This window comes from Streptomyces sp. SKN60 (genome assembly GCF_026236535.1).
Taxonomy (GTDB): Bacteria; Actinomycetota; Actinomycetes; order Streptomycetales; family Streptomycetaceae; genus Streptomyces.
This window is the reverse complement of record NZ_JAHTMW010000032.1, coordinates 22,443-34,531: the sequence shown is the minus strand read 5'-3', so window position 1 is coordinate 34,531 and position 12,089 is coordinate 22,443. Positions and strand designations below refer to the sequence as shown.

8 protein-coding genes are annotated in these 12,089 nt (G+C 71.0%); 3 read left to right on the top strand and 5 right to left on the bottom strand.

What is annotated here, in order from left to right; genetic code table 11:
- Nucleotides 1-257 precede the first annotated feature (257 nt).
- Entirely contained in the window at nucleotides 258-2,459 is a 2,202-nt protein-coding gene (locus KV205_RS33850; RefSeq protein ID WP_265868786.1) for a transglycosylase domain-containing protein, read from the top strand.
- Nucleotides 2,460-2,550: 91 nt separating this feature from the next.
- Here the strand turns inward: KV205_RS33850 and KV205_RS33845 are convergent, their stop codons facing one another.
- From KV205_RS33845 to KV205_RS33835, 3 genes are all read right to left on the bottom strand, one after another.
- Nucleotides 2,551-4,404, bottom strand: a complete 1,854-nt coding sequence (locus KV205_RS33845) for a SpoIIE family protein phosphatase (protein ID WP_265868784.1) — start codon at nucleotides 4,402-4,404, stop codon at nucleotides 2,551-2,553.
- 334 nt (nucleotides 4,405-4,738) lie between these two features.
- Nucleotides 4,739-5,407, bottom strand: a complete 669-nt coding sequence (locus KV205_RS33840; protein ID WP_265868783.1) for a DUF402 domain-containing protein — start codon at nucleotides 5,405-5,407, stop codon at nucleotides 4,739-4,741.
- 121 nt (nucleotides 5,408-5,528) lie between these two features.
- Nucleotides 5,529-6,935: an aspartate ammonia-lyase gene (locus KV205_RS33835; protein ID WP_265868782.1), complete on the bottom strand. Its 1,407-nt coding sequence runs from the start codon at nucleotides 6,933-6,935 to the stop codon at nucleotides 5,529-5,531.
- A gap of 145 nt (nucleotides 6,936-7,080) precedes the next feature.
- Here KV205_RS33835 and KV205_RS33830 point away from each other — a divergent pair, with 145 nt between their 5' ends.
- A complete protein-coding gene (locus tag KV205_RS33830; protein WP_265868780.1) occupies nucleotides 7,081-8,610 on the top strand; it encodes a ricin-type beta-trefoil lectin domain protein in 1,530 nt (509 codons plus the stop codon).
- 168 nt (nucleotides 8,611-8,778) lie between these two features.
- Nucleotides 8,779-9,291, top strand: coding sequence for a hypothetical protein (locus tag KV205_RS33825; protein ID WP_265868778.1), 513 nt, complete (start codon nucleotides 8,779-8,781; stop codon nucleotides 9,289-9,291).
- Nucleotides 9,292-9,322: 31 nt separating this feature from the next.
- On the opposite strand, the gene KV205_RS33820 is transcribed toward KV205_RS33825, so the two are convergent.
- A complete protein-coding gene (locus KV205_RS33820) occupies nucleotides 9,323-9,952 on the bottom strand; it encodes an HAD family acid phosphatase (protein ID WP_265868776.1) in 630 nt (209 codons plus the stop codon).
- 189 nt (nucleotides 9,953-10,141) lie between these two features.
- Complete coding sequence (locus KV205_RS33815) at nucleotides 10,142-11,815, bottom strand: fumarate hydratase (RefSeq protein WP_265868774.1); 1,674 nt, start codon at nucleotides 11,813-11,815, stop codon at nucleotides 10,142-10,144.
- Nucleotides 11,816-12,089: the final 274 nt, after the last annotated feature.

Here is a 12,089-nt window from a genome sequence, read left to right as displayed (position 1 = left end):
TATAGAGCCCCGGGCGGGGTCAACGGCCGTCCCGTACCCGGGCTTTACCCCTCGAACGCACAGACTGTGACCACCGGCACACAACCATCTCCGCCTGTGGAGCGTCGGTTCCGTCGGGGGTGGGTGCTGATTCTCACGCCCGGAAAAGCCGGATCGATCGCCCTTTGTCGTAATGGGCGGTGTTAGCTTTCCAAGCTGATTCGACGACGGACGACGGACGACCGACGACGAGCGGGACGAGCGGAGCGAACGAGGACATGGGCCGAACAGGCAAGGGTCAGGCGGGGGAGCGCGGGCGCATACGCCGCCTCTTCACCTGGAAGAAGCTCCTGGGCACGTTCTTCGTGGGCTGCCTGCTCGCCATGGGCGCCTTCTACGTGCTGTACCTGATGGTCCCGGTCCCCACGGCCAACGCGGACGCGACCCTCCAGAGCAACGTCTACAAGTACGCCAACGGCAAGGTGCTCGCCCGCACCGGCAAGATCAACCGCGAGATCGTGGGCCTGGAGAAGGTCCCGCTGGACGTCCAGCGCTCCTTCGTCGCCGCCGAGAACAAGACCTTCTACAAGGACAACGGCGTCGACATCAAGGGCACCGTCCGCGCCGCCTGGAACACCCTCACCGGCAAAGGCAAGCAGGGCGGCTCGACCATCACCCAGCAGTACGTCAAGAACTACTACCTGAGCCAGGACCAGACGGCGAGCCGCAAGCTCAAGGAAATCGTCATCGCGCTCAAGGTCGACCAGAACATGAGCAAGAGCGAGATCCTGGCCGGCTACATCAACACCAGCTACTACGGCCGCAACGCCTACGGCATCCAGGCCGCCGCCCAGGCCTATTACGGCGTCGACGCGACCAAGCTCAACGTCGCCCAGGGCGCCTACCTCGCCTCCGTGCTCCAGGCCCCCAGCCAGTACGACTGGACCTTCGCCGGGCCCGAGGGCCGCAAGCTCGTCGAGGACCGCTGGAACTACGTCCTCGACAACATGGTCGACGAGGGCTGGCTGAACGCCGGCGAGCGCGCCGGGATGAAGTTCCCGGCCCCGCAGAAGCCCAAGGCGCCCAAGGGCATGAGCGGCCAGAGCGGCTACATCGTCGAGGCGGCGAACGCGGAGCTGATGCGCCAGGGCGTCAGCGAGGAGGACCTGAAGGCCGGCGGCTGGACGATCACCCTCAACATCGACGAGAAGAAGCAGAAGGCCCTCGTCAAGGCGGTCGACAAGCAGCTGGAGGCCAAGCTCGACCGCAAGGGCGACAAGAAGGACGCCACCGTCCAGGCCGGCGCCACCTCCGTCGACCCGAAGACCGGCGCGGTCGTCGCCATGTACGGCGGCATCGGCGCCACCGAGCACTGGACGAACAACGCCACCCGGCGCGACTACCAGCCCGCCTCCACGTACAAGCCGATCGTGCTCGCCTCGGCCCTCGACAACCACGCCGTGACCCAGGACGGGCGGAAGATCGGCCTCGGCACGATCTACGACGGCACGAGCAAGCGCAAGGTCGTCGGCAGCGCCGTCGACTTCGCCCCGGAGAACGAGGACGACCAGAACTACGGCCCGGTCACCGTCCAGAAGGCCACCAACAGCTCGATCAACTCGGTCTACGCCCAGATGATCGTGGACGTCGGGCCCACCAAGGCCAAGCAGACCGGCATCTCCCTCGGCCTGAAGGACGGCGCGGACTTCGGCGCGACTCCGTCGATGTCCCTCGGCGTCATGGGCGCCTCCACCATGGACATGGCCGGCGCCTACGCGACCCTCGACAACCACGGCGTCAAGGTCACCCCGACCCTGGTGAAGTCCGCCGAGCACAAGGACCGCAAGGCCGACCCGGTGAAGTCCATCGGCGACCAGGTCATCAGCCGCGAGGCCGCCGACACCACCACCAAGGCCATGCAGGGCGTCGTCCGGTCAGGCTCCGGCACCCGCGCCGCCGGCGACTACGAGGCGGCCGGCAAGACCGGCACGTCCGAGAACAACCGCTCGGCCTGGTTCGTCGGCTACACCCCCGAACTCGTCACCGCCGTCGGCCTGTTCGGCGAGGACCCCAAGGGCAACCAGGTCACCCTGACCAACACCATCAACGAGGGCCGCGCCAACGGCGGCAAGACCCCGGCCGAGATCTGGGGCGCCTACACCACCACCGCCCTCGGCGGCGGCTCCAGCGCCTCCTTCGACCTGGAGACCGACGGCACCTCGGGCGGCGACACCGGCCTGCCGACGCCGACCGAGAGCGCGAGCGACTCCCCGTCGCCGACCCCGACGGCCACCGGGGGCGCCAGCACCCCGCCGGAGCCGCCGACCCCGACCGGCACCACGCCGACGCAGCCGCCCACGTCGACCGCGACGACCCCGCCGGAGCCGCCGACCCCGACCGGCACCAAGACGATCGAGCCGACGATCCAGCCGCCGCCGGACGGTACGGGCATCGTCGACAGCCGGCCCGGAGACCAGTGACGCAGGCGTAGTCGATACGGAGGAGGCCGGACCCCTGGAGCGGGGTCCGGCCTCCTTCTTGTATGCGTACTCGTACGGTACGGCTCCGGGCTCAGCGCGTGGCCAGCTCGAACCACACCACCTTGCCGCCCGACAACCGCGTCGCACCCCAGCGCCGGGCCAGCCGGTTCACCAGGAACAGGCCGCGGCCGCCCTCGTCGGTGTCCCGCGCCCGGCGCTGCCGGGGGAGCTGGGGCGAGTCGTCGCCGACCTCGCAGCGCAGCACGTCGGTGCGCAGCAGCCGCAGCGTCACCGGCCGCTCCGCGTACCGCACGGCGTTCGTCACCACCTCGCTGATCAGCAACTCCACCGAGTCGGTGAGGTCCTCCAGGTCCCAGCGGGCGAGCGCCCGGCGGGCCAGCCGGCGGGCCCGGCCCGGGGCCGCGTCCTCCGGTTCGAGGAACCAGTACGCCACGTCGCTCGGCGCGATCCCGTCGAAGCGGGCCGCGAGCAGCGCGATGTCGTCGTCCCGGTCGCCGGGCCCGAGCATGTCGAGCACGTCGTCGCACAGCGCCTCCAGCGGAGGCGAGTGGTCCGGGCCGGTGAGCTGGGCCGTCGCCGCGAGGCGCTCGCGGAGCTGCTCGATCCCGGTCCACACGTCGCGCAGCCGGGACTCCACCAGGCCGTCGGTGTAGAGCAGCAGCGTGGCTCCGGCGGGCGCGTCCAGCTCGACCGCCTCGAAGTCCACCCCGCCGACCCCGATCGGCGCGCCGGGCGGCACCCGCAGCACCTCTGCGCGGCCGCCCAGGTGGAGGAGTATCGGCGGCGGATGGCCCGCGTTGGCGATGGTGATCCGGTGCGAGACCGGGTCGTACACCGCGTACATGCAGGTGGCCATGCGGTTCTCGCCGAGCCGCTGGGCCTGCTCGTCCAGGTGGTGCAGGACCTCCTGCGGCGGCAGGTCGAGCCCGGCGAGGGTCTGCGCGGTGGTGCGCAGCTGGCCCATGATCGCCGCCGAGGTCATGGAGTGGCCCATGACGTCGCCGACGACGAGCGCGACCCGGCTGCCGGGCAGCGGGATCGCGTCGTACCAGTCGCCGCCGACCCGGGCCGTCTCGGCCGCGGGCAGATAGCGGGAGGCGAGCCGCACGCCGGTGGGCTGCGGCAGCGAGTCGGGCAGCATGGTGCGCTGCAGCTCGTCCGCGATGTAGGCCTCGCGCCCGTAGAGCACGGCCTTGTCGATGCCGAGCGCCGTGTGGGTGGCCAGCTGGGCCGCCACGAGCAGGTCGTTCGGCTCGAAGCCGGCCCGCTCGGGGCGCCGCAGGAAGACCGCCGCGCCGATCACCCGGCGCCGCCCCCGCAGCGGCGCGAGTATGGCCCGGTGCCCCGGCGGCAGCGGGTGTTCCGGCCCGAGCAGCTCCGGCAGCGCCGCGCGGGCGGCCGGGGAGTCGCCGGGCACCGGCCGGACCCCGCGCAGCACCTCGGCGAGCGCGCTGCCCGAGCGGACCTCGCACAGCTCGGCGGCGGGCGTCGGGTCGGGGTCGGGGATGAGGACCAGCTCCTCGCCCTCCAGGTCCGTTAACCGCAGCCGGTCGGTGCGGCGCAGCCGCAGCACGAACGGCTCGGCCGGGCGCTCGTCGCCCACCGGCAGCGGGTCGCGCAGATAGACCAGGATCGCGTCGGAGAAGGTCGGGACGGTCGCCCGGCACAGGCCGAGGACGATCTCGTCGAGGTCGAGGCCGCGTGCGATCCGCCGGGTCGCGGCGCCCACGAACCGCAGCCGGTCGCCCTCGCGGCGCGTGGCGGCGCCGTCGGGTCCGGCCGGACCGCCGCCCGGCGCGGGTGCGGGCACGGCGACGGCGGCCGCGGCCGCGCTCGTCGCCGCCTCCTGGCGGGGGCGAGTGCGTTCCTGCGGCCGGTCGGCCATGGCCTTGCGGCCTTCGTGGGAGGTGGGATGCTCCGTCACGCCTGGGATTCCGTCCGTCCGGGCCGGTGGTGCGTTGCACGCGCTCTTCTCGCCGATGCCGCCACTTCGGCGGGGCTAAACCACCGGCACGCGCTCGATCTGGAGGATCTGGAGGAGGATCTGAAGAAGGGGGGCGGGGCGTCCGCGCACGGGTCCGGCACTGCTCTCCCCCCTCATGAGGCAATCTGGAAGACGTCTGGGTGACGTGTGGTCAGGTCCTGTGTCGTGCCGGGTCGGTGACGTGCGATCGGATCGATCGGGTGCGGTCGAGTACGCGGTCGAGTACGTGCGGAGGACGATCCTACGTTTGCACCCGGGGGGCGCATCAAGGGTCTCATGGTGCCGTGTGCGCCGGGGTGCGATCCCAGTCGGCCGGCAGTTCGGGTACGGGCCAGGCCGGGTCCGGCCGCCAGTCCTCCCAGCCGGCCGAGAACGGCGGCCCCCAGGCGTGGATCAGTTCGACGGCCGACCTGCCCGCCTCCTCGACCCGGGCGGCCTGCGCGGCGTCCATCAGGCCGGCCCGCTGGGCCTGGGCGAACTCGTCCTCGTCCCGCCACAGCCAGCTGCGGTCGGGGTAGACGGAGATGTCGAGGAAGTGGTCCTCGGAGTCGACGCCGCCGGACCAGCGGGTCCGGGGCGCCTCCAGGTTGACGTACCAGCTGCGGAACCGCCAGCCGCGGTCCCAGAACAGCCACACCGACCACGGGTCGGCCGGCCTGGCCAGTTTCAGCACCCCGGCGCCGTGCCAGTGCGCCCGCGCGGTGGTGCGGGGCGCGGTGTAGCGGGTGGCCAGCGGCTCCTCGTGGACGGGGGTGCGGCCGTCGGCGAGCACCGGCTTCACGCACTCGGTGCCGGGCGCCATCCAGACCGCGAGCAGCTCCGGGGTGTCCTGGACCACGGTCACCGGGCGGCAGATGTGCACGTCGCCGGTGCCGTTGTCGAGGTAGCGCCAGAGGATCTGATCCCCCGGCGCCCAGTGCGGAGAGCGGCCGGATCCTGTCATGCGCAGATCTTAGGGGCGGCTCCCCGGCACCGCTGCGGGGAAGGTCATGGATGAGTCAGGGACGGGTCAGGGATCGGCCAGGGACGAGCCAGGAGCGGGTCAGGGGCGGGGCAGGGGCGGGTCAGGGGCGGGTCATGCGCAGGACGTCCAGCGCCTCGTCCAGCTGTTCGGCGGTCAGGTCGCCCCGCTCCACGTACCCCGACTCCAGGACCACCTCCCTGATCGTCCTGCGCTCGGCCAGCGACTTCTTGGCCACCTTCGCCGCCTCCTCGTAGCCGATGTACTTGTTCAGCGGGGTGACGACGGACGGGGAGGACTCGGCGTACTCGCGGGCCCGCTCGGCGTTGGCGGTGATGCCGTCGACCGTGCGGTCGGCAAGCAGCCGGGCCGCGTTGGCCAGAAGGCGTACGGATTCCAGCAGGTTCTTGGCCATCACCGGCAGCATCACGTTGAGCTCGAAGTTGCCGGCCGCGCCGGCCACCGCCACCGTCGTGTCGTTGCCGGTCACCTGCGCGGCGACCATGAGGACCGCCTCCGGGACCACCGGGTTCACCTTGCCCGGCATGATCGAGGAGCCCGGCTGGAGGTCGGGCAGGTTGATCTCGGCGAGGCCGGTGCGCGGGCCGCTGGACATCCAGCGCAGATCGTTGGCGATCTTGGTGAGGGAGACCGCGATGGTCCTGAGCTGCCCGGACGTCTCGACCAGACCGTCGCGGGCGCCCTGCGCCTCGAAGTGGTCGCGGGCCTCGGTGAGCGGCAGCCCGGTGGCGCGGGCGACCTCGGCGATCACGGCGGCGGAGAAGCCGGGCGGGGTGTTGATGCCGGTGCCCACCGCGGTGCCGCCGAGGGGCAGTTCGGCGAGCCTGGGCAGCGCGGCGCGCAGCCGCTCGATCCCGTACCTGACCTGCGCCGCGTAACCGCCGAACTCCTGGCCGAGGGTGACCGGGGTGGCGTCCATCAGATGGGTGCGGCCGGACTTGACGACGCTCGCGAATTCGGCTGATTTCCGCTCCAGGGAAGCGGCAAGACGGTCGAGCGACGGGATCAGGTCCAGGGTCACCGCGGCGGTCGCCGCGATGTGGATGGAGGACGGGAAGACGTCGTTGGAGGACTGGGACGCGTTCACGTGGTCGTTGGGGTGCACGTCCCGGCCGAGCCGCTCGGTGGCCAGGGTGGCGAGCACCTCGTTGGTGTTCATGTTGGAGGACGTGCCGGAGCCGGTCTGGAAGACGTCCACCGGGAACTGCTCGTCCCAGCGCCCCTCGGCGACCTCCTCCGCCGCCTCCCGGATCGCCCGCGCCACCTCCGGGTCGAGCACCCCGAGCTCCGCGTTGACCGTGGCGGCCGCGGCCTTGATCCGGGCGAGCGCCGCGATGTGGGCGCGCTCCAGGCGCTGGCCGCTGACCGGGAAGTTCTCCACCGCCCGCTGGGTCTGGGCGCGCCACTTGGCATGGGCGGGCACCCGCACCTCGCCCATGGAGTCGTGCTCGACCCGGTAGCCGCCGGTGCCGGTCTCTTCATCGCTCATGGTTCGTCAACCTCCTGCACGGTGCTCATCGGGGGGCGACCCCCCGAACCCCCCGAAAAACATGAGCACTTGTCTTGTTCGATGTATTCCCAAGTCGCTTACCGGCCAGTAAAAACCGTGGGTAACCCCACTTCCAGGAGGCGCAATGACGCGCACCAGGTACAGACTCCGCTGGCCGGTCGCGGCCCTCGCCGCTGCCGCGGCCGCCCTCGGCAGCATGACGGCCGCCACCCCCGCCGGCGCGGCCGACACGAGCGACACGGCAGCCATCTCCTCCGTACCGCTCTCTCCCGAGCTGGAGGCGATCCGCGCCGCCGAGGCCACCAGGATCTACGGCAGCCCCGAGGAACGCCCGCTCGCCGAGCGCAGGACCGGACTCATCTCGCTCGGCGACAGTGAGATCTCCGGCGAGGGGGTCGGCAACTACGACCCGGCGACCAACACCTCGTCCAACCAGTGCCACCGCTCGCCCGACACCGCCATCCACCGCACCGGGATCGCCGCCGACCTCACCTTCAACGTGGCCTGCTCCGGCGCCTACACCGGGAACATCCGGATCGGCGGCTCGAAGCAGTACGCCGACGAGCTGGTCCAGAGCGACAGCCTGGCCATCAAGGCCCGCAACACCCGGATCAAGATGATCGTCCTGGTCGCCGGCGCCAACGACGACCTCCAGTTCGGCCCCGTCATGACCGACTGCGTCACCCGATGGGTGCTCAGCCAGGGCGCCTGCGAGCCGAAGTACGCCCCCGGCTGGCAGGCCCGGGTCGACGGGCTGCGCCCCAAGGTCGAGGCCACCATCGGCGACCTGCGCACCGTGATGCGCGGGGCGGGGTACACGGACGACGCGTACAAGCTCGTGGTCATGGGCTACCCGAGCCCGATCGGCCCCGACATCTACGACAACCCGAACTTCCCCGGCAAGCTCCCCGGCGGCTGCGCCGGCTACGACTCCGACGCCAAGTGGGGCCGCAACGCCGCGGTGCCCGCCTTCGAGCAGGGCATGCGCGCCGCGGCCCGCGACACCGGCGCGGTCTACCTGGACAACTCGCGGCTCTTCCACGGCCACGAGGTCTGCATGGAGGACCCGTGGGCCCGCGGGCTCTACCTCGACCTCGCCGACCACTTCCCCTGGGACGAGAACACCGCCCGCCAGTCCTTCCACCCCAACTACCGCGGCCACGCCGCCTTCGCGTCCTGCCTCACCCAGATCTACGCCTCGAACCTGCGCGAGGCGAGCTGCTCCGACGTCGACTCCAGCGGCACGCCCACCCTCTTCCCGGTCGCCTGGGACGACGCGTACAAGCCGCTGATGAACGCCGCCACCGGCAACTGTCTGGACGTCAACGCCTCGGAGTCCGCCAACGAGACCGCCGTCCTCGGCTGGGACTGCCACGGCGGCCGCAACCAGGGCTGGTGGTACGACTCCGCCCGGCGCACCCTGCACACCGAACTCACCCAGGACCGCTGCCTGGACGTCCCCGGCGCGGTCTACGAGTCCGGCAAGGCGCTCATCATCTGGAACTGCAGCGGCGCCGCCAACCAGAAGTTCGTCCGCGACGGCGCCACCCTGCGGCCGGCCGCGGCGACCGGCCTGTGCCTGACCCAGGGCGCGGCCAGGGAGGCGATCCGGCTGCGGGCCTGCGACGGCTCGGCGAACCAGCGCTTCGCGTAGCCGAGCGAGCGCACGCCAGGTGACCCCAGAGACGTCCCGGGAACGCGTCCCGGGACGTCTTCCGGGACCCGTGAGCGGGGAGCGGGCTCGTCGGGCGGGCGGCGGGCGAGCGTCGGACAATGACCAGTGGGCCCCTGGGGGAGATCCCTCACCCGCTGGAGGCAGGACATGCGCAGCTTCAAGAGGATCGGCGCGTTCGGCGCCGGTGCGGTCGCGGCCGTGGCCCTCGTCACCGCCGCCCCGCTGCCGGCCTCGGCCTCGGCGCCGGCCGACAACGGCGACGGCTTCGAGTTCACGCTGTACGCCAAGGAGATACCCGCACCCGGCGCCGACGAGAGCGGCCCGCCGCCCAAGGTCGGCGACACCTTCATGTTCGCCGACGACCTGTTCAAGACCAAGGGCGGTGACAAGGTCGGCCGGGACGGTGTCATCTGCGGAGTGGTGCGCACGTCCGGGGACCAGGCCGACACGAACTGTGTCGGCACCTTCGTCCTGAACGGCGGCCCGGGCGGCCAGCTCACCGCCCAGGCGCTCACGACGTTCGACATCTCGGCCGAGGGGCCGTCCGCCTTCGACCTCGCCGTCACGGGTGGCACCGGCGACTTCAAGACGGTGAGCGGCTACATCCGCGTGACCCCGGACGGGGACTACGATCGGATGGACTTCCACCTCACCCGCTAGGGGCGCGGGGCCTCGGGCCTCAGGGCCCGGGTCAGGACAGCTTGCCGCCGTAGTCCGGCAGCTTGAAGGTGCGCTCGGCGTGGCCGCCGACCAGGTCGGTGGTGTTGTTGCCGATGTTCGCGATGATCGTGTAGCCCTTGGCCTCGATCTCCGCGCGCTTGGCCGTCTTGTAGGCGCTGACCTCGGAGAACAGGTCCGGCAGCGAGCGCACGTAAAGACCGTCGACCGGGTAGCCGGCCTGCTTCAGGTTCCAGTCCGTCAGGGAGTAGATGATCCCCGGCCGGGCGGTCACGAAGAAGACGGAGACGCCGCGGGCGTGCGCGTCGGCCACCAGGTCGTGGATCTCCGGGATGGCCGGGGTCGGCAGCTCCCAGAAGGGGTGGAAGTCCGTCTCCAGGGAGCTGTTGTCGATGTCGAGGACGATGGCCTGCCGCTCGCCGTCGGCGTCCTCGGTGCGCTCCTCGATGTACGGCTTCGCCTGTGCGACCACGGCCGCCACGTCCTTGCGCCAGGTCGTGTAGTCGATGTCCTGGATCGCGGCGGTGGAGGTGTGGTGGGTGTCCGGGTCGGCGGCGGACGCGCTGGGCGCGGCGCCGAGCACCAGGACGGCGCTCAGGGCGAGGGTGGTGGCGGCAGTTGCCTTGGCCTTGGCGGAGGGCATGGGGGGCTCCCGAGTGGTCGACCGGCTCAGTGGTTGACATGCTCGCGACCCATACTGACCAGTAGGTGGCCGAATGGCTACCAGTCGGTAGCGACTTTCGTAGCGGGACATGACACGGGATACGACGGCGCCCCCGGTCCGTACGTACGGACCGGGGGCGCCGCGGAACGCTCTCCGTGTTACCCGGGGTTACGACAGCTGGGAGCCCTGCCGCACCGGGATGTGGGTGAACGTCGGCTCCGGGGCCGGGTTCTGGAAGAAGTCGTTGCCCTTGTCGTCCACCACGATGAACGCCGGGAAGTCCTCGACCTCGATCTTCCAGACCGCCTCCATGCCGAGCTCCTCGTACTCGACGACCTCGACCTTCTTGATGCAGTCCTGCGCGAGACGCGCCGCCGGGCCGCCGATCGAGCCCAGGTAGAAGCCGCCGTGCGTGCCGCACGCGTCCGTGACCTGGTTGCTGCGGTTGCCCTTGGCCAGCATGACCTTGGAGCCGCCCGCCGCCTGGAACTGTTCGACGTAACTGTCCATGCGGCCGGCCGTCGTCGGGCCGAAGGAACCGGAGGCGTAGCCCTCGGGGGTCTTCGCCGGGCCCGCGTAGTACACCGGGTGGTCCTTCAGGTACTGCGGCATCTCCTCGCCCGCGTCCAGGCGCTCCTTGATCTTGGCGTGCGCGATGTCGCGCGCCACGACCAGCGGGCCGGTCAGCGACAGCCGGGTCTTCACCGGGTACTTGGTGAGCTCGGCCAGGATCGTGTCCATCGGCTGGTTCAGGTCGATCTTGACGACGTCCCCGTCCGCGGAGAGGTGCTCGTCCGTCGTGTCCGGCAGGAAGCGCGCCGGGTCCGTCTCCAGCTGCTCCAGGAAGACGCCCTCGGCGGTGATCTTCGCGACCGCCTGGCGGTCCGCCGAGCAGGACACGGCGATCGCGACGGGCAGCGAGGCGCCGTGGCGGGGGAGGCGGACCACGCGCACGTCGTGGCAGAAGTACTTGCCGCCGAACTGCGCGCCGATGCCGATCTTCTGCGTCAGCTCGAAGACCTTCTCCTCCAGCTCCTTGTCACGGAAGCCGTGGCCGGTGGCGGCGTCGCCCTCGGTGGGCAGCTCGTCCAGGTAGTGCGCGGAGGCGTACTTCGCGGTCTTCAGCGCGAACTCGGCGCTGGTGCCGCCGACCACGATCGCCAGGTGGTACGGCGGGCAGGCCGCCGTGCCGAGCGAACGGATCTTCTCCTCCAGGAACTTCATCATGGAGGCCTCGTTCAGGACGGCCTTCGTCTCCTGGTAGAGGTACGACTTGTTGGCGGAGCCGCCGCCCTTCGCCATGAAGAGGAACTTGTACGCGCCGCCGTCCGTCGCGTACAGCTCGATCTGCGCGGGCAGGTTCGAACCGGTGTTCTTCTCCTCCCACATGGTCACCGGGGCCATCTGCGAGTAGCGCAGGTTGAGCTTGGTGTACGCGTCGTAGATGCCCTTCGACAGGGCCTCCTCGTCGCGCCCCTGGGTCAGCACGTTCTGGCCGCGCTTGCCCATGACGATCGCGGTGCCGGTGTCCTGGCACATGGGCAGGACGCCCGCGGCGGCGATGTTCGCGTTCTTGAGGAGGTCGAGCGCGACGAACTTGTCGTTGCTCGACGCCTCCGGGTCGTCGATGATCCGCCGCAGCTGCGCCAGGTGGGCCGGGCGCAGATAGTGCTGGATGTCGTGGATCGCCTCGGCGGCCAGCTTGCGCAGCGCCTCCGGCTCGACCTTGAGGAACGTACGGCCGTCGGCCTCGAAGGTGGAGACACCTTCGGAGGTCACCAGGCGGTAGGGCGTGGTGTCCTCTCCCAGCGGGAGCAGATCGGAGTACGCAAACTCTGGCATGGGGGCAGCCATTCCTCACTCGGCGACAGCAGCGCGCCGCCTCCGTTGGCGGGCGCGCCCTCCAGCGTAAGACGCGGGCGCGGCCCCGATCCTGTGAGGTAAGGCTCACTAGGCGCCTGGACCGCGCCGGAATGGCGCATTCGCGGCCCCGCGGGCGGGGGCGCACGCGGGCGTGTGTCGCCCCGCCGCCGGCCCAACCGGACGCCCCCGGTGGCCGGTTCGGGGGAGTTGTCCACAGGACACGGGAGCTCCCCCTAGTCGCGATCTATCGCGT

What these genes read in the sequence shown, in the direction of transcription:
- KV205_RS33850 (WP_265868786.1), top strand. Translation starts at nt 258, where the DNA reads ATGGGCCGAACAGGCAAGGGTCAGGCGGGGGAGCGCGGGCGCATACGC.
- KV205_RS33840 (WP_265868783.1), bottom strand. Translation starts at nt 5,407, where the DNA reads ATGACAGGATCCGGCCGCTCTCCGCACTGGGCGCCGGGGGATCAGATC.
- KV205_RS33835 (WP_265868782.1), bottom strand. Translation starts at nt 6,935, where the DNA reads ATGAGCGATGAAGAGACCGGCACCGGCGGCTACCGGGTCGAGCACGAC.
- KV205_RS33830 (WP_265868780.1), top strand. Translation starts at nt 7,081, where the DNA reads ATGACGCGCACCAGGTACAGACTCCGCTGGCCGGTCGCGGCCCTCGCC.
- KV205_RS33825 (WP_265868778.1), top strand. Translation starts at nt 8,779, where the DNA reads ATGCGCAGCTTCAAGAGGATCGGCGCGTTCGGCGCCGGTGCGGTCGCG.
- KV205_RS33820 (WP_265868776.1), bottom strand. Translation starts at nt 9,952, where the DNA reads ATGCCCTCCGCCAAGGCCAAGGCAACTGCCGCCACCACCCTCGCCCTG.
- KV205_RS33815 (WP_265868774.1), bottom strand. Translation starts at nt 11,815, where the DNA reads ATGCCAGAGTTTGCGTACTCCGATCTGCTCCCGCTGGGAGAGGACACC.